Raw genomic sequence first — 24,391 nt, forward strand, 5'->3', positions numbered from 1 at the left:
TACTAGATTTCGATCATGTCGAAATCTTCCTTCCCGGAGCCGCAATCCGGGCACCGCCAGGACAGAGGCACGTCGTCCCAGCGCGTACCCGGCGCGATGCCTTCTTCGGGAAGGCCCTCGGCCTCGTCGTAGACGAAGCCGCAGATGAGGCACATGTACCGCTTCAATGTCGTCGTTTCTACCGCGTCCATTCCGACCGACCGTGGTCACTTCTAGTGAGTTTCAGTTGAACGTCCCGCTCAGCTTCTCGAGCCGGGCGAGCGGATCTTCCATCTCGAGGCAGGCTTGCCGGTCCTCGAGCGACAGCGGCAAGACCTCGGCCAACCGATAGCCGACCCAGGTCGCGTCCTCGTAGTCCTCGTTCAGGTGCCGGTAGCTGCCGCCGATCCGCGGCAGCACCTGCTTCAACAGCTTCGCGAGATACAGATACTCGATCGGCAACGCGTGCCGCGGCTCCGCTTCGAGCACGCTGACCGTGCCGACGTAAAGCCTGTCGTCGCGCAGCGACGTGTGCTTCAGCGCGAAGCGCTCGCGTCCGGCGACCGTGACGCCGAGCAAGCCGTCGGACTCTTGATGCCAGTCGACGATCTCCGCGAGCGTGCCGACATCCGCGGTGCGCGCGGGACCCACCTCCGATCCTTCGACGATCAGCAGCACGCCGAAGTTCTGCCGATGCTTCATGCACCGCCCGATCATGTCGAGGTAGCGCGGCTCGAAGATCCGGAGCGGCAGCACACCGCCCGGAAACAGCACGGTCTTCAGCGGGAACAGAGGAATCTCATCCGGCGTCATCGCAGGTGGTGCGCGCGTCACGCGCTCGCTTGCCGGACCTCGCGGCTGCGCAGCGCCTGCTGAAGCAACCGCGGCAAGCCCTGAAAGTTGCCGTTCGACATCAGCACGACCTGGTCGCCGCTCGCGAGATCCTCCAGCAGCCACTCGACCAGCTCCTCGACGTGGAGCGACACGGACAGCTTGCTGCCGAGCGTCGCGAGGGTCGTCTCCGGCCGCCAGTCGAGGTCGCCGGAAGCAAGCACGAACACGCGATCCGCGGCGTCGAAGGCTTTACGCAGCGTATCGCGGTGCACGCCCATGCGCATCGTATTCGACCGCGGCTCGAGCACCGCGACGATACGCCGATCCGGCTGTTGGCTGCGCAGCGCGGCCAACGTCGAATTGATCGCCGTGGGATGATGCGCGAAATCCTCATAGACCGTGATGCCTTGGAACACGCCGCGCTTCTCGAGGCGCCGCTTCACGCCCTTGAACTGAGACAGCGCCTCGAGCGCGATGTCGAGGCCGACTCCGGCGTGCACGGCGCAGCTCAAAGCCGCGAGCGCGTTCTCGAGGTTGTGCGTGCCGAGCAGCGCCCATCCGACCTGCCCGACTTTCTCTCCTCGGCGGAACACGCTGAACCGCGACTTCGCCCCGATCAGGTCGTAGACGGCCGACCACGTCGCCGCTTCGTCCCTCGCGCTGAAGGTCTCCACCGGCGTCCACACGCCCTTCGACACCAGCGCGTCGACATTCGGATCGTGCCCGCTCAACGTGATCAGCCCTTCGCTCGGCACGGTGCGGATCAGCTGATGAAATTGCCACAGAATGGCGTCGAGATCCGGATAGATGTCGGCGTGGTCGTATTCGATATTCGTCACGGCCAGAGTCCGCGGCCGGTAGTGCACGAACTTCGCGCGCTTGTCGAAGAACGCGGTGTCGTACTCGTCGGCCTCGACGACGAAGTACTTCGAGCGCCCGAGCCTTGCCGAGATCGAGAAATTGTTCGGGATCCCCCCGACGAGGAAGCCGGGGTCGAGGCCCGCGTAGTCGAGAATCCACGCGAGCATGCTCGTGGTCGTCGTCTTCCCGTGCGTGCCGGCGACGGCGAGCACCCACTTGTCCTTGAGCACGTTGTCCGCGAGCCATTCAGGCCCCGAGTAGTACGGGACGCCGGAGTTCAGCAACGCCTCGATCGCGGGGTTGCCGCGGCTCAGCACGTTGCCGACGACCACGCAATCCACGTCGTCCTTGAGCTGGCGGCCGTCGTAGCCCTCGGAAAGCCGGATGCCGAGCTTGCGCAGCTGCGTGCTCATCGGCGGGTAGACGTTCTGGTCGGAACCCGAGACCTGGTGCCCCGCTGCCTTCGCGAGCGCGGCAATGCCACCCATGAAGGTGCCGCAGATACCCAGAATGTGGACGCGCATCAGCCGATTGGAGGAAATAGCGTTTCGCGCAGCTGCATCGAAGTCAGCACGTACACTATCACGATAGATACTCCGACGATATAAGGCTTCTCGACCGCCTTCGAGAGGATGTAGCCCCCGATGTCGACGTGCCAGATCAGGAGCAGCAGGAACAGCAAGCGCGGGGTCGTGAGCTGATCCGGGGGCGCCTGTAGGGATTCATCCCAAAAAATCAGGGGCAACGCGACCGTGTTGAGGAACGCGTCGGTCCCGACGAAGGCGGTCGCGGTCTGGAGGAAACGTCTGGGCCTGCGAAACAGCTTGAGCACGGCCCATATCGCAACGAGATAGACCGCCGTGTCGAACAGCAGCAGCGAAACGGCTCGCGACAGGGTGGAGCCGAATTGGAGCGCGGCCAGGCCGATCACGAGATACACCGCGAGCACGAGGCCGAGCAGAAACTCCGAGGCCGGCAAATGCTGCGGGCCGCGGCGGTGCAGCGCGATGTCGACGAAAGCGAGACAAAGAGGCCACACGGCGCGAGTCGTTCAAGCCGCGCGGCGGACGGGGCCAAGCTCGAGGTCGCCGGCGCCCGCGGGTCCCTGCCGCGCCGGTCGGTCCGCAGTGCGCGGGCGTCCGACGGGCGGTGGCGGCGCGGCGAAATGACTTGCGGGGCAGGCCACGAGTGTCTTCGACGAGAAGGGGCCGCGATAATAACCCAGGCTTCGGAAGCGGGAAAATGAGCGAGAACACTGCGTGCGGACGGAAACGCTGATCGGCGGCGACGCCGAGCTCGACGAGCTCTGCGGCGCCGTTGCAAGCGCGGACATCGTGGCGATCGACACCGAGTTCGTTCGTGAGCGCACGTATTATCCCCAGCTGTGCCTCGTGCAGGTCGCGACGGAAAGCCTCGTCGCGTGCGTCGATTGCCTCGCCGACATCGAGCTCTCTCGGCTCTTCGAAGCCCTCGCCCGGCCCGACCTCGTCTGGGCGCTGCACAGCGGCCGGCAGGACCTCGAGGTGATCCGCCAGCGGGCCGGTATCCTCCCCCGCCGATTGATCGACACACAGATCGCCGCCGCATTGGCCGGCCACGGCGCTCAGACCGGGCTGCAGGAGATGCTCGCCGCCGTGCTCGGCGTCGACATCGGCAAAGGCTACACCCGGACGGATTGGAGCGCGCGGCCCCTGCCGGAGGGGGCGATCCGCTACGCGTTCGACGACGTGCGCTACCTTTTGCCGCTCCTGCGGCGGCTCGAGGCGCAGCTCGCCGCGCTCGGACGCGTCGAGTGGGCCGCCGAGGACAGCGCGCGCCTCCTGGCCGAGGCGGCGCGGGACGATCTGCTGCCGATCTGGGCAAGGTTGAAGGGCGTGCACAATCTGGCGGAGGACCAACGGGCCGCCGCGCTCGTGCTCGTGAAATGGCGCGAGCGGGCGGCGCAGCGGCTCGACCGGCCCCGGCGCTGGATCATGAGCGACGAGCTCCTCGCACGGATCGCTCAGGCGCGCCCCCGCACCCGCACGCAGCTCGCCGCGATCCCGGACATGCCTCGGCGGCTCGCGCAGCGCTCCGGGGACGAGATCCTCGCGGCGCTCGCCGCGCGCGATTCGGCCGACGTCGCCGAGGAGCTGCGGCGCCTCGCGCCGACGGAGCGGCCCGACAGGGAAGCGTTGAAGGCGCTACAGGCGCGCGTGAAGGAGCGCGCGCTCGAGCTCGGCATCCTCCCGGAGGTGCTCGCGTCGCGCCGCGAGCTCGCCGCCTGGCTCGGCGGCGCCCCGCCCGCGCCGCTCGTCTCCGGATGGCGTGCGGCCGTGCTCGAGCCGGTTCTCGGGCCCGCTACGAAGTAGCCCGGCGCGCCCTAAAAGGCTCAGCTCAGCCCGATCGCCGCACGCAGCCGCGCGTACACGTCGTCGACCGGGCCTTCCGCGTCGACGCGCTTCAGCAGCCCGCGCTCCGCGTAGTAGTCGACGAGGGGCGCGGTCTGCTCGCGGTAGACCTCGAGGCGGTTGCGGATCGTCTCCTCGTTGTCGTCGTCGCGGCGGAGCAGCTCGCCGCCGGCGGCGAGGCACGCGTCGATCTCCTCCCGCGGCGAGAAGTAAACGTTCAGCAGGCGGCCCGTCTTCGAGCACGTGCGCCGCCCCGTCAACCGTTTCATCAGGACATCGAAGTCGACATCCATCAGGACTGCCGCGTCGAGCCCGAGGCCGCGCTTGCCGAGCACGTTCTCGAGGTCCTCGGCTTGGCTGCGGTTACGGGGATAGCCGTCAAGGACGAAGCCGTTCTCGGCGTCCGGGCGGGCGATGCGCTCCTCGATCATCCCGAGCACGATGTCGTCGGATACGAGCTCGCCGGCGTCCATCGCCGCCTTGGCCCGCCGCCCGAGCTCGGTGCCTTTCGCCACGGCGTCGCGCAGCAGGTCGCCCGTCGAGATTTGCGGCAGAGCGTGCTCCGCCTCGAGGCGCTTCGCCTGCGTGCCCTTCCCCGATCCCGGAGCACCAAGCAAGACGATACGCATTTCGAAACCTCCGGGGAGTGCTCGTTCGAGCCCAACAAGCTAGCGGCCGTGGGTGGGTTCGTCAAACGACGGCGCGCGTTTGTTATTCTGGGCGCGGCAAGAAAAAGCCCGGGCGGAACGGGGCGTCTTCGTTCTCGCGGGCGCTCTACCCGTGCCGCTGCCCGGCCGGGAAAGGGCTCCGATCCGTTTTCCTTTCTCACGGAGGACCACGTGAAGCGGAACGCGTTCTATGCGCAGTCGGGCGGCGTGACCGCCGTCATCAACGCGAGCGCTTGCGGCGTCATCGAGACCGCGCGCCGGCATCGCGACCGAATCGGCAAGGTCTATGCCGGCCGCCACGGCATCATCGGCGCGCTCACCGAGGACTTGATCGATACGAGCGCCGAAAGCGCGCGCACGATCGCGGCGCTGAGGCACACGCCGGGCGGCGCGTTCGGATCGGCGCGCTACAAGCTGAAAGGGCTCGACGAGAACCGCGCCGAGTACGAGCGGCTGATCGAAGTGTTCAAGGCGCACGACATCGGCTACTTCTTCTACAACGGCGGCGGCGATTCGATGGACACGGCGCACAAGGTCTCGCAGATCGGCAAGCGCCTGAAGTACCCGATCACGTGCATCGGCATCCCGAAGACCGTCGACAACGACCTGCCGTTCACCGACACGTGCCCCGGGTTCGGCTCCGTGGCGAAATACGTCGCCGTATCCACGCGCGAGGCCGCGCTCGACGTCGCGTCGATGTCGAGAACCTCGACCAAGGTCTTCATCCTCGAGGTCATGGGCCGGCACGCCGGATGGATCGCCGCGGCCGCGGGCCTCGCCGGAGAAGGCGAAGGGGATGCGCCGCACGTCATCGTCTTCCCCGAGGTGCCGTTCGACAAGCAGGCGTTTCTCGACCGCGTGGTCGACAGCGTGCGCCGATACGATTACTGCGTGGCCGTCGTCTCGGAAGGCGCCCGCTACGCCGACGGCCGGTTCCTCGCTGAGGCCGGGACGCGCGACGCATTCGGCCACGCGCAGCTCGGCGGGGTCGCAGCCACCGTCGCGGACATGGTCCGCAGCGAGCTCGGCCTGAAGTACCACTACGCGATCGCCGACTATCTGCAGCGCTCGGCGCGTCACATCGCCTCGCGCGTCGACGTCGAGCAGGCCTACGCGGTCGGCAAGGCCGCGGTCGAGCTCGCGCTCGACGGCGAAAACGCCGTGATGCCGATAATCGAGCGCAAGTCCGACCGTCCGTACCGCTGGAGCATCGGCCGGGTGGCGCTCGGCCGGGTCGCGAACCGCGAGAGGAAGATGCCGAGCCGCTTCATCGGCAAGGACGGCTTCTCGATCACGCCTGCTTGCCGCCGCTATCTCGAGCCGCTGATTCAGGGAGAAGACTATCCGCCGTACCGGCGCGGGCTTCCCGATTACGCCACCCTGCGCAACCGCGCCGTGGATCGGAAGGTCGGCCGCGAGTTTGTGCTAAAGTAACGGACTTTTCGCGCCCCGGGCGCCGTCCGCGGCCTCCGAGCGGCACGCGGAAAACGAATAAAGAGCGCATACCCGCCGCCTCGATTCTCCGCGGTCGAGGAACGGTTCCAGCAGGTCGAGTCCGGGCTCGGAGCGCCATGCCCCGCGGCACGGGACGGCCGGCTTTTCGGGAGGAACGGAATGAATCCGAATCTGGCTTTAGGGCTCTCGTTGGGAGCGGCGGTCCTCGCCGTGCTGTATGGCCTGTACACGGCGAGGTGGGTGCTCGCCCAGTCGGCCGGCACGGCGCGCATGCAGGAGATCGCGGCGGGAATTCAGGAAGGCGCGCGCGCCTACATGAACCGCCAGTATTCCACGATCGCGATCGTCGGCGTCGTGCTCTTCCTCGTGCTCGGCATCGCGCTTGCGTGGGCCACGGCCTTCGGCTTTCTGATCGGCGCGGTCTTCTCCGGGCTCGCCGGATACATCGGCATGTTCGTCTCGGTCAGGGCCAACGTGCGCACGGCGCAGGCGGCCACGGTAGGCGTGAACCCCGCCCTCAAGATCGCGTTCCGAGGCGGTGCGATCACCGGCCTTCTCGTGGTCGGGCTCGGCCTGCTCGGCGTCGCCGGCTACTTCGCGATCCTGCGCGGCTTCGGGATGGAGCAGAACGATATCCTGCACGCCCTCGTCGGCCTCGCGTTCGGCGGCTCGCTGATCTCGATCTTCGCCCGTCTCGGCGGCGGCATCTTCACGAAGGGCGCCGACGTCGGCGCGGACCTCGTCGGCAAGGTCGAGGCGGGCATCCCGGAGGACGATCCCCGCAACCCGGCCGTGATCGCGGACAACGTCGGCGATAACGTCGGCGACTGCGCCGGCATGGCCGCCGACCTCTTCGAGACCTACGCAGTCACCGTGATCGCGACGATGCTGCTCGGCGGGCTTACCGCGGCGCAGCTCGGCGCGAACGCCGTGCTCTATCCGGTCGTGCTCGGGGGCGTGTCGATCATCGCGTCGATCATCGGCACGTTCTTCGTCAGCACGAACAGCGGCAAGGTCATGGGCGCGCTCTACAAGGGCGTGATCGTCTCCGGCGTGATCGCGGCGGTCGTGTTCTATCCGATCACGGCGGCGATGATGGGCGACGACGCCACGAACCTTTATTTCGCGGCGCTGATCGGCCTCGTGCTGACCGCGGCGATGGTCGTGATCACGGAGTACTACACCGGCACGAACTACAAGCCGGTGAAGACCGTCGCGGCCGCGTCGACGACCGGGCACGCGACCAACATCATCGCCGGCCTCGGCGTGTCGATGAAGGCGACGGCGCTGCCCGTGATCGCGGTGTGCCTTTCGATCTGGGCCTCGTACTCGCTCGGAGGTCTCTACGGCATCGCGATCGCCGCAACGACAATGCTGTCGATGACGGGCATGATCGTCGCGCTCGACGCCTTCGGCCCGATCACCGACAACGCGGGCGGCATCGCCGAGATGTCGGAGCTGCCCGGCGAGGTACGCAACGTCACCGACACGCTCGATGCCGTGGGCAACACGACGAAGGCTGTGACGAAAGGCTATGCGATCGGTTCGGCCGGCCTCGCCGCGCTCGTGCTCTTCGCCGACTACACGAACACCCTCGCGAACGAAGGGCTCGAGGATCTCTCGTTCGACCTCTCCGATCATCGCGTGATCATCGGTCTGTTCATCGGCGGCCTCGTGCCCTATCTCTTCGGCTCGCTCGCGATGGAGGCCGTCGGGCGCGCGGCAGGCTCCGTCGTGAACGAGGTGCGACGCCAGTTCCGCGAGATCGCGGGCATCATGGAAGGGAAGACGAAGCCCGACTACTCGAAGGCCGTCGGCATGCTGACGAAAGCGGCGATCAAGGAAATGATCGTGCCGTCGCTGCTGCCGCTGCTCGTGCCGATCATTGTCGGCGTGCTGCTCGGCCCGGAGGCGCTCGGCGGCGTGCTGCTCGGCACGATCGTCACGGGGCTTTTCGTCGCGATCTCGATGACGACCGGCGGCGGCGCGTGGGACAACGCGAAGAAGTACATCGAGGACGGCAACCTCGGCGGCAAGGGCTCCGAGGCGCACAAGGCGGCGGTCACCGGCGACACGGTCGGCGACCCGTACAAGGATACGGCCGGCCCGGCGATCAACCCGCTGATCAAGATCATCAACATCGTCGCGCTGCTCGTCGTGCCGCTGATCGCCTGACCGATCGTCTCTCGTCGCATTGCCGCCGCGGCGGCGCGGCTCATGTGGTCGCACGGGCGTGCGGTCGTACGTGGTCGCGCGCGCGTGGGGGCGTGAATCAAACGTGGTCGCACGGGCGTGGGGCGATGCGGGACTTTCCGAGACACGCGGGAAGAGCGTCCCTGCCGCTCGTCTGCGGCCCTCCCTGGCCGCAGACGGTCTCGGAAAGCTCCCCATCGCCCCACGCCCCCGGATACGTCATCGCGGCATTGGGGCCCGCATGCGCTAAGCAGATAGGCTTGCCCGGACGTCGCCGATCCGGAGACGGCGCTGCGCACCCTCCACGTTCACCGACGCGGAAGCGTCGAACGGAGAGGTCTTCGAGCGGAACGTTGCGGAGACGTCTCGGGAACGCGGCGTAAGGGTCGCCTTTCAGCGGCCGTCTGCGGCCAGGGACGGCCGCAGACGAGCCGCAGGGACGCATTTCCGGCGTGCCGCTGAAAGGCGACCCTTACGTCGCGTTCCCCGCGCCACCCCCGTGAGCCGGTCTTCGCGTTCTCCGCGCCACCCCGTGAGCCGGTCTTCGCGTCTTCGGGAACGCCCCGGGCAACGGCCGGGAGTCAGTGGATCGGGCGGGGACGCTCGATGACGTAGCCTTGGACGAAGTCGACGCCGAGGCTGCGCGCGGCCTCGAACGACGCCTGGTCCTCGACCTGCTCCGCGACGACGCGGAAATCGAGCGTGCGCGCGAGCTTCACCATCGCGCCGACCATCTCGCGGTTCACCCCGTCCTCGGCGAGGTTGCGGGTATAGAGGCCGTCGATCTTCAGATAGTCGAGCGACAGGCGCTTCAGATTCGAGAACGATCCGATGCCGCTCCCGAAATCGTCGAGCGCGACGCGGCAGCCGATGCCGTGCAGCACCGCGATGAAGCGCTGCGCGTGATCGAGGTTGTTCACGACGGCCGACTCGCGAATCTCGAAGCAGAGCTGCGCCGGGCTCACGCCCGTGTGGTCGAGGACGTCGACGACGAACTCGAGGAAATCTTCGTCGCCGAGCGTCTGGCCCGACAGGTTGATGTTGCAGGTCCGATCCTCCGGCAAATGCAGCGACCCGCCGCCGATCGCCGCCAACGCCGCCTGCACGACCCAACGGTCGATGTGCGACATCAGCTGGTACCGCTCGGCGGAGCGCAGGAACTGCGCCGGGAGAACCCGCTTGTCGGCCTCGTCGCGCATTCGCAGCAGCACTTCGGCGGCCGGTCCGTTCGGTACCCGCCCGCCGACCGCGATGATCGGCTGAGTGTGCAGCTCGAAGCGGTTCTCCTTCAGGGCCCGCTGCAGCTTCTGCAGCCACTGAATCTCGCCGCGCTCGCGGGCGAGGATCTCGTCGCGTGCGGAGTACACGTGCACGCGGCCGCGCCCCTGCTGCTTCGCGACGTAGCACGCCGAGTCCGCGGCGCTCAGCACGGCCTCGCCCGACGCGCTCTCGTGCCCGACCTCGACCATCCCGATGCTGACGCCGATGTCGAATACGCGGTCCTGCCAGGCGAAGTGATAGTCGGCGATCGACCGGCAGACGTCCTCGGCGATCTGATGGGCCTTCTCCAGCGGGCACCCGACGAGAAGCATCGCGAACTCGTCGCCGCCGACGCGCGCCACGGTGTCCGAGTCGCGGACCTTCTGCCTCAACAACGCGGCGAGCTCCCTCAGCAGATTGTCCCCGGCGATGTGCCCGCAGCTGTCGTTTACGATCTTGAAGCGGTCGAGGTCGAGGTAGCTCACGACGTGGCCGACGGCGTCGGACCGCGACGACTTGAGCGCCGTTTCGAGACGCCGCTCGAACTCGGCGCGGTTCACGAGCCCCGTCAGCGGGTCGTGCGTGGCCTGATACGACATCTCGCGCGCGAGCCCGCGCAGCTCGCTGACGTCGTGAAAGATGATCACGCAGCCCGCGATCTCCCGATCCGGCCCGCGAATCGGCGAGGCGGTGAGCTCGGTGGAGAACTCGCGATCCGACAGCTTGCTCATCAATAACGCGTGCCGGCCGAGATTCACGCGTCGCCGCTCGCTCAAGCACTGCTGGACCGGATCGCCGAGCGCCGTGCGGTCCACCTCGTCGAGCAACGCGATCAGCTCGAGAAGCCGCTTGCCGATCGCGACGCTGCGGGTCGTGCCGATCAGCTGCTCCGCCGCCTCGTTCATGTAGTCGATCGTGCCGCCGGCATCGGTGGTGATCACTCCTTCGCCGATCGACTCGAGCGTGATCCTCGCTTCGAGCTTGCTGCGGCCGAGCGACGCCTCGATGCTCTTTCGCTGGCTGACGTCGCGCGCGACGGTGAGGAATGCGGACTGCCCCTCCCACGTGACGCGCCGGCTGTAGAGCTCCGCCCACAGCCCCGGGTCGTCCCCGCTGATCAGCTGGACCTCGAGCGGCTCGAGCGGCGCGTCGCCTTCGAGATTCTCGTCCACGTGCTTGCGCATCATCGCGCGGTAAGCGGGGCGCAGCAGATCGGTGACGGGCTTGCCGACGAGCGCGCTCGCCGGCACGCCGAACAGCTCTCCGGCCGCGTGGTTCGCGAACAGAATCGCGTGCGTGTGCACGACGGTGATCTCGGGCAGCGTATCGGCGAGCGTGTCGAACAGCGGCACGCCGCTCGGCTTCGCGTCGGCCGTCTCCTCGGCGCGGTCGAGCAGCCTGTTCACGCTCGCGGCGATGTCGACGAATGCGCTGCGCCGGCCGTTCACCGTGAGCCGCTTCTCGGCCGACTGCTGGGCCAGCAGGTCGTGGACGTCGTCCTTCAGCCGTTCGATCTCGGCATGCAAAGGACGCCGCGCGACCCAGACCGCGACGGCGGCCGTGACCGCGACGGCGGGCAGCCCGGCCGCCGCGGCAATCCACAGCAGATTCGCGTCGAAGCCGTTCACGCCGGTCCGCCCCGCGCCTCCGCGGAACCCGTCGAAGCCGCACGCCCGTTCTTCACGGGCGCGTGCCGGTCGCTCGCGGGCGTCGCAGGCCTTGTCCTTGCTGCCAACAGGATGGCGCCCCTTTGTTCTTATAAGCCGTCCGCTGCGGCGGCGGCGTCGTTGTCGTGCCCCGGGGGAACGCCGGGCTCGGCGCTCGCTTCGAGCACCCCGGCGGGGCGTAGCCTTTTGTTTTACGGATACTACGATAACTCACGCTCCGTCTCGGATCTGGCGGATTTGACTATAATTCTTGAGACTCCGCCTTGTCGGGCTTCGATAAACTCCGTTACGCTTACCGGCCTTTTTCGAAGCCACCCCCTTCGTAAACGCTGCAAGGATGAACGTAGAACTCGATATCGAGACGGCCAGAGCGCAGATGGTGCGCCAGCAAATCCGCGCATGGGACGTGCTGGACGACGCCGTCCTCGCCGCGCTCGGCGGCACGCCGCGCGAGCGCTTCGTTCCGCCTGCTTATCGGGAGCTCGCTTTCGCCGACACGGAGATTCCGCTCGGCCACGGGCAGCACATGATGGCTCCAAAGATCGAGGGCCGTCTGTTGCAGGCGCTGCGGCTCGAGCCCACGGATCGGGTGCTCGAGGTCGGGACGGGAAGCGGCTACCTCGCCGCCTGCCTGGCTCGCCTCTCCGAGCGCGTCGTCACGGTCGACTACTACCGCGATTTCGTCGACGCGGCACGCGAGAAGCTGATCGAGCAGCACGTTCGGAACGTGGAAGTCGACACGGCCGACGCGATGGCGCTGCCGTTCCGCAACGAGTTCGACGCGATCGCCGTCACGGGATCCGTGCCCGTGCTCGACGAGCATTTCATTCGCATGCTGCGGCCCGACGGCCGCTTGTTCATCGTCGTCGGTCGGGCGCCCGTCATGGAGGCGCTCCTCGTCACGATGCACGCGAACGGGCGGTGGACCGAAGAAAGCCTGTTCGAAACCGTTCTTACGCCTCTGATCCACGCGGAGCGGCCTGAGCCGTTCGTTCTGTAACCAGCGGGCGCGCGCGATGCCTGAAGTGCCCGAGTTGACTCCGACGGACTTCGCCCGCCGTTGGCCCGGCGAGCCTGGAGCCGGCAGCATCGTGCTGCTCGACGTGCGCGAGCCTGCGGAGCTCGAGGAAGCGGCCATCCCCGATGCGCGGCACATTCCGATGCGGGAAGTCCCGCAGCGGCTCGACGAGCTGCCGCGGGACAAGCCGATCGTCGTGTTCTGCAAGGCGGGAGCCCGCAGCCGAAGAGTCGCCGAGTTCCTCGCGGCAAACGGGTTCGAAGGAGTCTACAACCTCGAAGGCGGCATCGACGCCTGGTCGCGCGAGCTCGATCCGAACGTCCGGCGCTACTGAAGCGGTGGCCCGAGAGGGGCCGTCAACACAACGAGACTGGGGAACCGATCATGATGCGGCACACCATCCGATTACTCTGCGCGGGCGCCTCGCTCGCGGTCGCGGCTCCTGCGGCCTTCGGGCAGGAAAGCCTCATGGAGATTTACCAGCGTGCGTTGCAGAACGACCCGGCGATTCAGGAGGCGGAAGCGCGTCTTCTCGCGAGCTCCGAGGTGCGCCCGCAGGCGCGGTCGCAGCTGCTCCCGAGCCTGCAACTCGGCGCGTCCACCTCTTTCAGCCACAGCGAGGATCCGAACCCTCCGATCGACTTTCAGACCGGAGAGCCGAATCCGAACTTCATTTCGTCGGAGCGTGAGAACGACAGCACGAACTGGAACGTGAACATTTCGCAGACTGTCTTCGACTGGGGGCAATTCGTCACGCTGAAGCAGGCGGACAAGCTCGTCGCGCAGGCCGAGACCGAGTTCGAGATCGCGAAGCAGGATCTGCTTCTGCGCGTCTCGGAGGCGTACTTCAACGTGCTCGCGGCCGAGGACACGCTCGAGGCGCAGCAAGCCTCCCGCCAGGCGTTCGAGCGCCAGCTCGAGCAGGCGCAGCGGCGCTACGACGTCGGACTGATCGCGATCACGGACGTCCAGCAGCTTCAGGCGAACTTCGATCAGTCGGTGTCACAAGAGATCGAGGCACAGCGCCTGCTGGCGACCGCTCAGGAGCAGCTGCGGGAGATCATCGGCGAGTACGTCACCGATCTCGCGAGCCCTGAGGACGAGATTCCGCTCGTCGAGCCCGATCCTGCAAGCGCCGACGAGTGGGTAGAAGCGGCTCTCGAGCAGAATCTCGCGCTGATCGCCGCACGGATTGCCGCCGACGTGGCCCAGGACGATATCAGGATCGCGCGCTCGGCGCGGCTGCCGACCGTGTCGTTCTCGTCCGGATGGCAGGACAATCAGAGCGAGTCGCGCCGGCTGACTCGAGAGGTGGGCGGCGACAATCGTCCGGCCTTCTCGACCCAGGGATCGGAAGGCTATAACTGGTCCTTGGACTTTCGCATCCCGCTCTTCACCGGCGGCCTCAACTCGTCGCGGATCCGCCAGTCGGTGTATCAGCACCGCGCGTCGCTGGAGGCGGTCGAGCGGGTTGCGCGCGAGACGGAGCGGCTCACGCGCGACTCCTATCTCGGCGTGATCTCGTCGATCTCGCAGGTGCGGGCGCTTCAGCAGGCGGTGAGGTCGGCGGAGACGGCGCTCGCCGCGATCGAGGCGGGATTCGAGGTCGGCACGCAGACGTCGGTGGACGTCAGCATCGCGCAAGAGCAGGTGCGGCTCGCGCAGACGAACTACGCGCAGGCGCGTTACGCCTACATTCTGAACACGCTGAGGCTGAAGCAGGCGGCAGGGTCGTTGTCCGTGGAGGACATCGAGCTCATCGACTCCTGGCTGGTCCAGTAGCCGGGCATCAACGCGAGGCGAGGATCGTCGCGATCACCGCGCTCGTGGAGCGGCCCTCCTTGAGGCTGACGACACGCACCTCGCCGCCGTGCTCGAGCACGGCGGCGCCGCCCGCGATGTCCTCCGGACGGTAGTCGCCGCCCTTCACGAGCACGTCCGGCAGCAGGCGCCCGATCAGCGCGGCGGGCGTGTCCTCCGCGAACGGCACGACCCAGTCGACCGCCGCGAGCCCGGCGAGGACCGCCATTCGGTCCTCGAGCGGCGTGACGGGCCGCGAAGGCCCTTTGAGCCGCCTCACGGAATCGTCGTCGTTCACCGCGACGATCAGCCGATTGCCGAACGATTTCGCCTCCTCGAGATACGCCACGTGCCCCGCGTGCAGGATGTCGAAGCAGCCGTTCGTCATCACGACCCGCTCGCCGCGCGCCTTCGCCTCGCGCACGAGCTCGACGAGCTCGTCTGCGGTCACGAGCCCGCGCCCGCCGCTGCCGCGGCGATGCAGCGCGAGGCGCAGCTCCGCGCGGCTGACCGTCGCGACGCCGATCTTGCCGACGACGAGACCCGCCGCGAGGTTCGCAAGCTCCGCGGCCTCCGCGGCGGGAAGCCCGGCGCCGAGCGCGGCCGCCATCGAGGCGATCACGGTGTCGCCGGCGCCGGTGACGTCGAAGACCTCGCGCGCCTCGGCATCGAGCAGAAGGGGCTTGCGGCCCCGCTCGAAGAGCGCCATGCCGCGCTCGCCGCGGGTGACGAGCAGCGCGTCGAGCCCGAGAGCATCGCGGAGCGCCTCGCCCTTCCGCAGGAACTCCGCCTCGCTCGACCACGGTCCCGCCACCGCGCGGAACTCGCCTTGATTCGGTGTCAGCACCGTTGCGCCGCGGTAGCGCGCGAAATCCTCGCCTTTGGGGTCGACGAGCACCGGCAATCCCCGCCGCTTCGCGAGCGCGATGAGCTCCGGCGCGCGGCTCAACGTTCCTTTCGCGTAATCCGAGAGGACGACGACGTCGGCTTCGCCGAGCGCGGCCTCGACCAGCGGCACGAGATCCCCGGCCGCCGGCGCGAGCGAGAGCTCCGAGTCGAGGCGGATCAACTGCTGGTTGCGAGCGAGCACACGCAGCTTGTGGACGGTGGGCGCATCGGCGGAGAAGACGAACCGGCAACGCACGTTGCGCTGCTCGAGCAGCGACGCGAGATGACGCCCGCGCTCGTCCGCGCCGACGATCGCGGCGAGCGAGGTGGCAACCCCGAGCGCGGCGAGGTTCAACGCGACGTTCGCCGCGCCGCCCGGGCGCTGCTCGGCGGAGACGGTCCTGACGACGGGGACGGGCGCCTCGGGCGAGATTCGGCCGGTGTCGCCGAACCAGTACTCGTCGAGCATCGCGTCGCCGGCGACGAGGACGCGCAACGCCGAAAAGTCAGGAACCGAGATCGTCACTTCGCCGTCACCCGCGCTGCCGAGCCGCGCCCATTCTAGCGTGCCCTCGATTCGGCCGCGTCACCGCGGAACGACTCACGCCGCGTTCCGCAATGGAGCGGGTCGGCAGCAGGGGCTTTCAGCGGCACGCCGGAAGTCGGTCCCTCGGGCTCGTCTGCGGCCCTCCCTGGCCGCAGACGGCCGCTGAAACCCCCTGCCGCCGCCCCGCTCCCGTCGACGTCACAGGGTCGGTGAGGTTGAAGACGACGTGTCGAGCGGCACCGCAGATGGCGAGCGTTGGCGGGTCGAGAAGTGAAGCTTGCGCCGCTGACGTAACGTGGCGCTTCACGTCCGTGCCGGATGGCGGCAGCAGATCGGAATGCGCATCGCTTTCGGAACGAGGGCGTCGACGCTCGCGGGTCGGTGTCGAGGGCGTGTGGCGATGTGTGGCTTTGCGAGACCGTCTGCGGCCAGGGAGGGCCGCAGACGAGCCGCAGGGACGCACTTCCGGCGTGTCTCGCAAAGCCACACATCGCCGCACGCCCATCGCGGTGCGCTTTCCGCGACCTCTTCGCCGCACGCCCGCCGCGGTGCCCTATCCGCAGCCCCTCTTCGCCGCACGCCCACTGCGATGCCCTACCCGCAACCGCTCTTCGCCGATCCGCCGTCCGCGATGTCACGGGCGAAAAAAAGGCCCGCCCTTATTGTGGTCTCAGGCGGGCCAAACGGCGGACCTGCAAGCCGAGCGGGGCGGCTACTGCCGCCCTACGTCCCTGTTCAGCCGCACTTCGAGTAACCGCAGTTCAGGCAAGTCATGCATCCGTCCAGCATGACCGCCGCGGCCGTATTGCACTTCGTGCAGAGCTGCGCGCCCTCGGGGAACGCCCCCTCCGCGAACGCGTCCTGCTGCACGCCGCGGGCTTCGAACTCCGCGCGCTTCTCGCTCAGGAACTTCAGCTGCTCGGGGCTCGGCTCCGGCGGCTTCAGCAGACCGATCCCGATCAGGTGCCGCTCGACGATGTGCCCGAGCTCCGCGATGATCGACGGCATGAACTTTCCGCCCGGCTGCCAGTAGCCGCCGCGCGGATCGAACACGGCCTTCAGCTCGTCGACGAGGAACGTCACGTCCCCGCCCTTGCGGAACACCGCCGACATGATGCGGGTGAGCGCGACGATCCATTGGTAGTGATCGAGGTTCTTCGAGTTGATGAAGATCTCGAACGGCCTTCGCTGCTCGTGCTTCGTGCCTTCGTTGAGGACGATGTCGTTGATCGTCACGTACATCGCGTGATCGGAGACCGGCGTCTTGACCTTGTACGTGGAGCCGATGAGCACCTCCGGACGCTCGAGCTTCTCGTGCATCCGGATGACCTTGGCGTCGCTTTGCGACGCATCCGGCGCGGCCGCGTCCTCGCGCGGCTCACGCGGCTCCGCCTCGGGCTTCGCGACCGCGTACTTGACGATCTTCTTGTCTATCTTGATGCGTGCCATCGAGCTTGCCTCCGGGCGCCCGCCGCGGGACCGCCTAGAACTTGCCGTAGTAGCCTTCCTTCAGCGCGTCGAACAGATTCGCCGCGGTGTGCACCTCGCCGTCGTACTCGATCTCGTCGTCGCCCTTCGCCTCGACGACGGTGCCGTCCTCGAGCGTGAAGCGATAAGTCGTGCTTTTCAGATCCTTCTCCTTGACGAGCACGCCCTGGAACGCTTCGGGATTGAAGCGGAACGTGGTGCATCCCTTCAGCCCCTTCTCGTGCGCGTAGAGATAAATGTCCTTGAAATCCTCGTACGGGTAGTCCGTCGGCACGTTGGCGGTCTTCGAAATGGAGGAGTCGATCCACTTCTGCGCCGCCGCTTGGATGTCGACGTGCTCCTTCGGCGTGATGTCCTCCGAGCTCACGAAGTAGTCCGGCAGCTTCTTCGCGGGATCGTCCGACCCCGGCATCGCCTGCGGGTTCACGAGCTCCCGGTATGCCAGCAGCTCGAACGAGAAGACGTCGATCTTCTCCTTCGTCTTCCGTCCTGCGCGGATCACGTTGCGGAAGTAATGGTGCGCGAACGAAGGCTCGATGCCGTTGCTCGCATTGTTCGCGAGCGACAGCGAGATCGTGCCCGTGGGCGCAATGGAGCTGTGGTGCGTGAAGCGCGCGCCGTGCTCCTCGAGCGCCTCCACGAGCTCGGGCTCGATCTCGCGCAGCCGCTGCATGTACCGGCTGTAGCGCGCGTGCAGGACGCGCCCCGGGATCTCGTCGCCGGCCTTCCAGCCGTCGGCGGCCATCTCCGGGCGCTTGCGCAGCATCTCCTCGTCCACGACGAAGGTCTCCGCGAGGATCGGCGCCATGCCCTTCTCGCGTGACAGCGCAAGGCCGGTCTGCCACCCGGCGATCGCGAGCTCGCGCGAGACGCGCTCGGTGAACTCGACCGACTCCGCGGAGCCGTAGCGCATGCCGAGCAGCGCGATCGTCGACCCGAGGCCGAGAAAGCCCATGCCGTGCCGGCGCTTGCGCTGAATCTCGCTGCGCTGCGGGTCGAGCGGCAGGCCGTTGATCTCGACGACGTTGTCGAGCATCCGCGTGAAGACCTTCACGACCTCCCGGAACTCTTCCCAGTCGAAGTAGGCCCGCTCCGTGAACGGCGCGACGACGAACTTCGTGAGATTGACCGAGCCGAGCAGGCAAGCGCCGTAGGGAGGCAGCGGCTGCTCGCCGCAGTTGTGCGCCTCGAGGCCGTTCGCGTCGAACGCGTTCCGGCCGGGAACCTGCACGTCGTAAACGGGCTCGACGCCGTCCGCGCGCACCTCCGTGACCGTGGCTTCGAAGCGCTCGCGGATGAGCGTGCGGCGGTATGCGCCGACCGCCCAGCCGAGACGCGCGGCCTTGCCCTCGTCGGCGAAGCCGACGAGCTCGCGGAAAGCGACGAGGTTCTCGCCGCCGATCACGAGCTCGTGCTCGGCGCAGGAGCCCGCGGCGGCGCTTTCGATCCGGCTCGCGATGCCGAGCCGAAGCAGCATCCGTTGCGCGGCCCGGAGCGATTCGAGATCGGGCCCCGCAAGGCGCACCGAGACGCCGCGCGCGTGCGTGCCGTGCACGGCGCCCTCGGCGTCGAAGAGCCCGCGCAGCATGCCGCGGCAGAACCCGCTCGACGCCCGCTCCATCTCCGGCGTGATCGTCTTCGTGCCGTGCCGCAGGCCGAGATCGGCCGCGAGACCCTGCAACGCGCCGAGCCGCAACCGATATTCGCCGGGCGCGCCCGCCCGATACCATCCGCCGCAGGGCTCGAGCTTCGAAGCTGCCGCGAGCGCGGCGTTCATCACGCTCTCGGCACCGCTCTGCCCGACACCTGAATTGACGGCGGACTCGGGCTCGCGGACGGCGAGCACGGCCTCGGCGCCGTCGATCGCGCCGTTGCCGATCAAGAGCCCGACGACATAGCCCTCGTCGAAGCCGTGCGCGCCTTTCCAATGCGGAGCGGCGCGGTGATCGTTCAGCAGGACCCGGTCCCCGGGGCGAAGCTCGCCGGCTGCCCGCCATTCGGTCTCGGCCGACCACGGCGCGGGGCCGGTGACGCACCGCACGCGATGGTCCGCCGTGAGCCGCAGCGCGTAGCCTTCGGCCGTGGCGATGCGCACGACCGGCTTCGTGGCCGTGTAAAAGAAGCCCTCCGCCCCGCTCGTCCAATCCCGGCCCTGCACCCGGGCGACGAACGGCGTCCCGATCAGCTCCCGCACCTGACGGGGACCGGCGGAGGTGTGCACCCACGTGTCGGCCGTGACGCATGGATTCGTGGCGCGGATGTTCTCGCACCACCAGTTGTTGTTCATCTCGTTGACGCGATCGATCAGCACGAAGCCCGGCTCGGCGAAGTCGTACGTCGACGACATGATCAGGTCCCATAGCCGCCGCGCCGGCAGCGTGCGATAGACCTTGCACGCGACGAAGCCCTGCTCGTTGCAAACGTAACCTTCGGTGATCGGCCACTCGCGCCACACGACGCGCTCGGGATCGTCGAGATCGACGCCGTCGTCCTCGACCTCCTGCCGCGTCAGCGGGAATGCGAGCCGCCAGGGCTTGTCTTCCTTGACGGCTTGCATGAACTCGTCGGTGATCAGCAACGACAGGTTGAACTGACGAAGCCGCCCGTCCTCGCGCTTCGCGCGGATGAAGTCGAGCACATCGGGGTGGCCGACGTCGAACGTGCCCATCTGCGCGCCGCGGCGGCCGCCGGCCGACGACACCGTGAAGCACATCTTGTCGTAGATGTCCATGAAGGACAGCGGGCCGGACGTGTACGCGCCCGCGCCGGAGACATAGGCGCCGCGCGGACGCAGCGTCGAAAATTCATAGCCAATACCACTTCCAGCCTTCAGCGTGAGCCCCGCCTCGTGCACCTTGTCGAGGATGTCGTGCATCGAGTCGTGGATCGTGCCCGATACCGTGCAGTTGATCGTCGACGTCGCCGGCTTGTGTGCCTCGGCGCCCGCGTTCGAGATGATGCGGCCGGCCGGAATCGCGCCGCGCCGAAGCGCCCACAGGAACTTCCGGTAGCATTCGTCGCGCTTCTCCGGCGCCTCGACGTCCGCGAGGGCCCGGGCGACGCGCTCGTACGTCGCCTCGATGTCGCGATCGACGGGCTCGCCGGCCTTCGTCTTCAGCCGGTACTTCGTGTCCCAGATGTCGAGCGATGCTTCCTGCAGCGGGATATCCGCGAGGCGCGTCGCCTTCACGTCGAATGCCATGCTCATGATTGTCTCGCACCCTTGTCCCTGAAGACGCCCGCCCCCCAAGGATTCGAAAACGGCTCGGCCCGGTCACTCGGGCCGCTCGGCGTTTCGTGGCGCAAAAACCTCCCCCGGGCGCACGAAAGCCCTCGGATCGACTGCTTACCGAAGTGGAGCGACACAAGATGTTGTGTCGTCAAATCGTAGAGTAGGCGTCCGGCAGCACGCTGTCAAGCGCGCGATCGCGTGCGATCAGGCGATGATTAGCATATAAAAATCAGTAGCTTATATGAAAGTCGGCCGCGTTCTGCCGAGCTTCGGCCCGGGCACCGCCGGCCGAGCGGTTGCCCAATATCTTGTGTACCACTCTTCCCCAGGCTATCCCCCGTCCGCCCACAGCTCGCCCACAGCCGAGCGGCGCAAGAGACGGCGTCGGCATCGAGGGTCGCGGGCACGCTTGCGCGCCGGCGGGGCGGCCGCGATTACGCGTTTTCCGGCGACGACCTTACAATGGCGGCTCGCCCCGCCGGCCTCGAGCCGCTCGCGTCCCGCGCGGGGTGCTTCGGCAGTCCTCAACGGTAAAGGCGCTATGATCGATCGAGACGGTCGAATCGCTTCCGGCCGGGTGATACGCGGTCCGCTCTTCGTCGTATTGGCGACGATCGCGACGTTGGCCGGCGCACAGCTGCCGAGCGAGCAGGTCCCGAGCCTCGCGCCGATGATCGAGAAGGTGTCGCCGGCCGTCGTGAACATCTCGGTCAGCGGCACGCTCAGGGTGGACAGCCCGTTCGCCGAAGATCCTTTTTTCCGCCGCTTCTTCCCCGATAACGGGCGGCCCGTGCAGAGCGCGGGGTCGGGCGTCATCGTCGACGCGAGCCAAGGCTACATCCTGACGAACCACCACGTCGTCGCGAACGCCGACCGGATCACGGTGACGTTGTTCGACGACCGGAGCCTCGAGGCACGCGTGATCGGCACGGACGAGGACTCCGACATCGCCGTGCTCCAGATCGACGCGGACGGGCTCTCCGAGATCGAGCTCGGCGACTCCGACGGCGTGCGCGTGGGCGACTTCGTCGTCGCGATCGGCAATCCGTTCGGGCTGTCGCACACGGTCACGTCCGGCATCGTCAGCGGGCTCGGCCGCAGCAACATCACGCCGTACTCGTCCGCATACGAGGACTACATTCAGACCGACGCCTCGATCAATCCGGGCAACTCCGGCGGAGCGCTGGTGTCGCTGACGGGCGAGCTCATCGGGATCAACTCGGCGATTCTTTCTCGCGGCGGCGGCAACATCGGCATCGGCTTCGCGATTCCGGTGAACCTCGCGCGCTACGTGATGGAGCAGCTGATCGAGCACGGCGTCGTCAGCCGCGGCCTGCTCGGTGTCGTGATCAACAGCGTCACGCCCGAGATCGCGGCGTCTCACGGCCTCGCCGAGACGAGCGGCGCGCTGGTGAGCCGGGTGGCGCCGAACTCGGCGGCCGCGAAAGCGGGGCTGCGGCCCGACGACGTGATCATCAGCGTGAACGGCAAAGCGGTTCACGACGCAGGGTCACTGCGCAATGCGATCGGCCTGCTTCCGCCCGGTGAGCAGGTCACCGTCGGGTTCTTCCGGGACGGGCGGGAGCAGACCGTCGAGGCCACGCTCGGCGCGGCCGACCAGGCCGATCAAATCTTCGCGCGGGCCGGCGAGGCACCCGCCGACCCGATCTTCAACGGGCTCGATCTCGTCGTCGCGGAGGGCGCGTCGACCGAAGGCGGCCTCCTCGTGACGGGCGTCGCGGAGGGGAGCCTCGCCGCGCAGCGAGGCCTGCGCAGCGGCGACGTGATCACCCGCATCAACAGCCGGCGCGTGCACACGCTCCCGGAGGCCGTGGCGATCGTCCAAGGCGCGGCCGACGTCGTCGTCGAGGTGCGCCGCGACGGTCGCACGCTGTCGGTCGAGCTGCGCTGACCCGCATCCGTTCCTTCCGTCCTCGTTCTTTTGGAGTCGAATGACCGTCAAGCCTCGGATTCGCACCATTTGCCTTCTCGGCGGCACCGGTTTCGTCGGGCGCACGCTGGTCAACCATCTCGTCAGGGCGGATTACCGCGTCAGGATCCCGACGCGCAACCGCCAGCGTCACCGGGATCTGCTCGTGTTCCCGGGCGTCGAGCTGATCGGCGCGGACGTCCATGACGAGCGCACGCTGACCCGCCTGCTCGACGGGGTAGACGCCGCCGTCAATCTCGTCGGGATTCTCAACGAGCGCGGCCACGACGGCCGCGGCTTCCGGCACGTGCACGTGGATCTCGTCGCCAAGCTGCTGCGCGCGTGCCACGACGCGGGCGTGACGCGGCTTCTGCACATGAGCGCATTGAAGGCGAACGCGGAGCGCGGTCCGAGCCATTACCTGAGAACGAAGGGACAGGCCGAGCAGCTCATTCGCAGCCAGGCCGGCGACCAGATCCGGTACACGATCTTCAAGCCGTCGACGATCTTCGGCCCGGCGGACTCGTTCACGACGCGCTTCGCACGCCTGCTGAAGCTCTCGCCGGTTCTGCCGCTACCGTGCGCCGATGCGCGGATGTCACCGGTATTCGTCGACGACGTCGCGCAGGCGTTCGTCACCGCGCTCGAGGACAGCCACACGCACGGGCGAACGTACGAGCTGTGCGGCCCGGACATTTACTCGCTCGAGGACGTGGTCCGCTTCGTGCAGCGGCAGCTCGGGCTGCGTCGCGCCGTCCTGCCCGTGCCGCGGCCGCTCGGCCGACTGCAGGCCTGGGTCGGGGATTATCTGTTGCCGGGCAAGCCGTTCTCGGCCGACAACTTTCGCTCGCTGACGGTTGCAAGCATCTGCGGCGAGAACGGCTTCGCGAGCCTCGGTATCGAGCCCCGCTCGATGTCCGTGGTCGTGCCGCAGTACCTCGGCGGACCGCCGCGGCCGCAGATCCGGCTGCGGGGGGCCGGCGTGCTTTGAACGGGCGGCGGGGCCCGGTCGAGCTCGGCGCTCACGCCCGAGACGCGGGGCGCGGCTCGACCGCTGACGTGCGGGAGCGCGAGGCGTCGGGCCGGCGCCGCGGTCAGGTGTCGGCGAGCATCCGGTCCTGCTCGGCCTGCCATCCCTCGAGCACGAGCTGGCGGCCGATGCTCGTCATGGTCGCGAGCTCTTGCATCTCGGCGTAGAAGCTCTCGGGGCCGGTCTGCTGGAGGCGGAACTTCAAGGTCGGCAGCCAACGGCGGTAGGTCGCGACGGCCGCGAGCGCCGCGTTGTTCAGCTCCAGATCGAACCACCGGTCGTAGTCGGAGACGCCGCCCCAGGCTTCCTTCAGCGCCTCGTACTCGTCGCGCATCAGCTCGTAGGCTTCCGCCTTCGCGGCGCGCATCGCTTCGGGCGAATCCCGCCGGGAGAAGATTTCCCGCAGACGGTTCTGCTGCCTCTGCACGAGCGCGGCGAACTCCGCGCGATGTAACGTCTTCATACGGTAGAGCTCGAGCGTCTGGCTGTCGCCGTAGGTCTCGAGCCAGCGCTCGGTCCCGTACTCCTCGACCGCCGTGGCGAACGCTTCGCTCAGGGCGCTGTCGTCCTTGATGTAGAGCTTCTGGTGGGCGAGCTCGTGAAACAGGATCGAGGCGATGTGCTCCACGCCGCCGCCGATCATCGTGTTCAGAATCGGATCGGCGAAGTAGCCGAGCGTGGAGTACGCGGTGGCGCCGCCGAGATACACGTCGAGCCCGTCGCGCTCGAGCGCCTTGGCGAAGCGCTCGGCGCTGTCCCTGTCGAAGAAACCGCGGTACGCGACGCACCCCGTGAACGGGTAGCACCAGCGCTTCGGGTAGACGGAGAACTCCTCCGTGGCAATCACGTTCCACACCACGTACGGGCGCCCGAGATCCACGTAGGTGGTGTAGCTTTCGTTCCGCGGCAGGCCGAGCTCCTCGACCGCGAAGCGCCGAATCTCCGGCACCTTGCCGAGCATGGCCTTGACATGCTCGTCCTGGTTCGGGTCGGCGAGCACCTCGGCGATCGGTATACGCTTGCGGAGCAGCTCCCACTGGCCGTTGATCGCCTGCCAATAAAACGGGACCGCGCAGCTCACCACCGTCGAACCGAGCGCGAGCAGCCCGACGAGCTTCAGCAGGACTCGCATGGCGCGCAACCTTACCATG

The 24,391-nt window shown here is 67.8% G+C and carries 18 protein-coding genes; 8 read left to right on the forward strand and 10 right to left on the reverse strand.

The genetic code is table 11. The features are described 5' to 3' along the window. Nucleotides 1–2: 2 nt before the first annotated feature. Genes VF329_08585 through VF329_08600 form a run of 4 tightly spaced genes read right to left on the reverse strand, consistent with a single transcriptional unit; the run spans nucleotide 3 to nucleotide 2,713 of the window. The gene (locus VF329_08585; GenBank protein HEX7081054.1) at nucleotides 3–191 is read right to left on the reverse strand and encodes a rubredoxin; all 189 of its coding nucleotides are present in this window, start codon (nucleotides 189–191) and stop codon (nucleotides 3–5) included. 31 nt (nucleotides 192–222) lie between these two features. Continuing rightward, a complete protein-coding gene (locus VF329_08590; GenBank protein HEX7081055.1) occupies nucleotides 223–813 on the reverse strand; it encodes an LON peptidase substrate-binding domain-containing protein in 591 nt (196 codons plus the stop codon). Beyond that, nucleotides 810–2,198 (reverse strand): UDP-N-acetylmuramate:L-alanyl-gamma-D-glutamyl-meso-diaminopimelate ligase, encoded by a 1,389-nt coding sequence (gene mpl, locus VF329_08595; GenBank protein ID HEX7081056.1) that lies wholly within the window; start codon nucleotides 2,196–2,198, stop codon nucleotides 810–812. The genes VF329_08590 and mpl overlap by 4 nt, the downstream gene beginning before the upstream one ends. Next, a complete protein-coding gene (locus VF329_08600; GenBank protein ID HEX7081057.1) occupies nucleotides 2,198–2,713 on the reverse strand; it encodes a hypothetical protein in 516 nt (171 codons plus the stop codon). The genes mpl and VF329_08600 overlap by 1 nt, the downstream gene beginning before the upstream one ends. Before the next feature lie 220 nt (nucleotides 2,714–2,933). On the opposite strand from VF329_08600, the gene VF329_08605 reads away from it, so the two are divergent. Beyond that, the gene (locus VF329_08605) at nucleotides 2,934–4,025 is read left to right on the forward strand and encodes an HRDC domain-containing protein (protein ID HEX7081058.1); all 1,092 of its coding nucleotides are present in this window, start codon (nucleotides 2,934–2,936) and stop codon (nucleotides 4,023–4,025) included. 20 nt (nucleotides 4,026–4,045) lie between these two features. Here VF329_08605 and VF329_08610 read toward each other — a convergent pair whose 3' ends face one another. Next, nucleotides 4,046–4,693 carry an adenylate kinase gene (locus VF329_08610; GenBank protein ID HEX7081059.1) on the reverse strand — a complete coding sequence of 216 codons (648 nt, stop codon included), beginning with the start codon at nucleotides 4,691–4,693 and terminating at the stop codon, nucleotides 4,046–4,048. Between the two features lie 210 nt (nucleotides 4,694–4,903). Here VF329_08610 and VF329_08615 point away from each other — a divergent pair, with 210 nt between their 5' ends. Both VF329_08615 and VF329_08620 read left to right on the forward strand, forming a co-directional pair. Beyond that, a complete protein-coding gene (locus tag VF329_08615; protein ID HEX7081060.1) occupies nucleotides 4,904–6,166 on the forward strand; it encodes a 6-phosphofructokinase in 1,263 nt (420 codons plus the stop codon). Nucleotides 6,167–6,346: 180 nt separating this feature from the next. Further along, nucleotides 6,347–8,362, forward strand: a complete 2,016-nt coding sequence (locus tag VF329_08620) for a sodium-translocating pyrophosphatase (GenBank protein HEX7081061.1) — start codon at nucleotides 6,347–6,349, stop codon at nucleotides 8,360–8,362. Nucleotides 8,363–8,961: 599 nt separating this feature from the next. Here the strand turns inward: VF329_08620 and VF329_08625 are convergent. Next, nucleotides 8,962–11,268: an EAL domain-containing protein gene (locus VF329_08625; protein HEX7081062.1), complete on the reverse strand. Its 2,307-nt coding sequence runs from the start codon at nucleotides 11,266–11,268 to the stop codon at nucleotides 8,962–8,964. Nucleotides 11,269–11,644: 376 nt separating this feature from the next. On the opposite strand from VF329_08625, the gene VF329_08630 reads away from it, so the two are divergent. From VF329_08630 to VF329_08640, 3 genes are read left to right on the forward strand one after another with little or no spacing between them, the layout of a single operon-like run. Then, nucleotides 11,645–12,307, forward strand: a complete 663-nt coding sequence (locus tag VF329_08630; protein ID HEX7081063.1) for a protein-L-isoaspartate O-methyltransferase — start codon at nucleotides 11,645–11,647, stop codon at nucleotides 12,305–12,307. Nucleotides 12,308–12,332: 25 nt separating this feature from the next. After that, nucleotides 12,333–12,659, forward strand: coding sequence for a rhodanese-like domain-containing protein (locus tag VF329_08635; protein ID HEX7081064.1), 327 nt, complete (start codon nucleotides 12,333–12,335; stop codon nucleotides 12,657–12,659). A gap of 50 nt (nucleotides 12,660–12,709) precedes the next feature. Then, complete coding sequence (locus VF329_08640; GenBank protein ID HEX7081065.1) at nucleotides 12,710–14,107, forward strand: TolC family outer membrane protein; 1,398 nt, start codon at nucleotides 12,710–12,712, stop codon at nucleotides 14,105–14,107. Between the two features lie 7 nt (nucleotides 14,108–14,114). On the opposite strand, the gene hldE is transcribed toward VF329_08640, so the two are convergent. The 3 genes from hldE to VF329_08655 all read right to left on the reverse strand — a co-directional run bounded on the left by hldE (nucleotide 14,115) and on the right by VF329_08655 (nucleotide 20,256). Further along, complete coding sequence (hldE, locus tag VF329_08645) at nucleotides 14,115–15,539, reverse strand: bifunctional D-glycero-beta-D-manno-heptose-7-phosphate kinase/D-glycero-beta-D-manno-heptose 1-phosphate adenylyltransferase HldE (protein ID HEX7081066.1); 1,425 nt, start codon at nucleotides 15,537–15,539, stop codon at nucleotides 14,115–14,117. A gap of 756 nt (nucleotides 15,540–16,295) precedes the next feature. Beyond that, the gene (locus VF329_08650) at nucleotides 16,296–17,009 is read right to left on the reverse strand and encodes an NrdJb (protein ID HEX7081067.1); all 714 of its coding nucleotides are present in this window, start codon (nucleotides 17,007–17,009) and stop codon (nucleotides 16,296–16,298) included. Between the two features lie 34 nt (nucleotides 17,010–17,043). After that, on the reverse strand, nucleotides 17,044–20,256 hold the full coding sequence (locus VF329_08655; GenBank protein ID HEX7081068.1) for an LAGLIDADG family homing endonuclease: 3,213 nt from the start codon (nucleotides 20,254–20,256) through the stop codon (nucleotides 17,044–17,046). A 565-nt stretch (nucleotides 20,257–20,821) separates the two neighbouring features. On the opposite strand from VF329_08655, the gene VF329_08660 reads away from it, so the two are divergent. Then, nucleotides 20,822–22,192, forward strand: coding sequence for a Do family serine endopeptidase (locus VF329_08660; GenBank protein ID HEX7081069.1), 1,371 nt, complete (start codon nucleotides 20,822–20,824; stop codon nucleotides 22,190–22,192). A 40-nt stretch (nucleotides 22,193–22,232) separates the two neighbouring features. Next, complete coding sequence (locus VF329_08665; GenBank protein HEX7081070.1) at nucleotides 22,233–23,201, forward strand: complex I NDUFA9 subunit family protein; 969 nt, start codon at nucleotides 22,233–22,235, stop codon at nucleotides 23,199–23,201. A 103-nt stretch (nucleotides 23,202–23,304) separates the two neighbouring features. Here the strand turns inward: VF329_08665 and VF329_08670 are convergent, their stop codons facing one another. Beyond that, the gene (locus VF329_08670) at nucleotides 23,305–24,372 is read right to left on the reverse strand and encodes an aminopeptidase (protein HEX7081071.1); all 1,068 of its coding nucleotides are present in this window, start codon (nucleotides 24,370–24,372) and stop codon (nucleotides 23,305–23,307) included. Between the last annotated feature and the right edge of the window lie 19 nt (nucleotides 24,373–24,391).

This window comes from Gammaproteobacteria bacterium, assembly GCA_036381015.1.
Lineage (GTDB): Bacteria > Pseudomonadota > Gammaproteobacteria > Steroidobacterales > Rariloculaceae > ZC4RG20.

Bases quoted from the DNA above. Each gene is read 5' to 3' on its own strand.
- VF329_08585 (HEX7081054.1), bottom strand. From the start codon at position 191: ATGGACGCGGTAGAAACGACGACATTGAAGCGGTACATGTGCCTCATC.
- mpl (HEX7081056.1), bottom strand. From the start codon at position 2,198: ATGCGCGTCCACATTCTGGGTATCTGCGGCACCTTCATGGGTGGCATT.
- VF329_08610 (HEX7081059.1), bottom strand. From the start codon at position 4,693: ATGCGTATCGTCTTGCTTGGTGCTCCGGGATCGGGGAAGGGCACGCAG.
- VF329_08620 (HEX7081061.1), top strand. From the start codon at position 6,347: ATGAATCCGAATCTGGCTTTAGGGCTCTCGTTGGGAGCGGCGGTCCTC.
- VF329_08630 (HEX7081063.1), top strand. From the start codon at position 11,645: ATGAACGTAGAACTCGATATCGAGACGGCCAGAGCGCAGATGGTGCGC.
- VF329_08640 (HEX7081065.1), top strand. From the start codon at position 12,710: ATGATGCGGCACACCATCCGATTACTCTGCGCGGGCGCCTCGCTCGCG.
- VF329_08650 (HEX7081067.1), bottom strand. From the start codon at position 17,009: ATGGCACGCATCAAGATAGACAAGAAGATCGTCAAGTACGCGGTCGCG.
- VF329_08655 (HEX7081068.1), bottom strand. From the start codon at position 20,256: ATGAGCATGGCATTCGACGTGAAGGCGACGCGCCTCGCGGATATCCCG.
- VF329_08660 (HEX7081069.1), top strand. From the start codon at position 20,822: ATGATCGATCGAGACGGTCGAATCGCTTCCGGCCGGGTGATACGCGGT.
- VF329_08665 (HEX7081070.1), top strand. From the start codon at position 22,233: ATGACCGTCAAGCCTCGGATTCGCACCATTTGCCTTCTCGGCGGCACC.
- VF329_08670 (HEX7081071.1), bottom strand. From the start codon at position 24,372: ATGCGAGTCCTGCTGAAGCTCGTCGGGCTGCTCGCGCTCGGTTCGACG.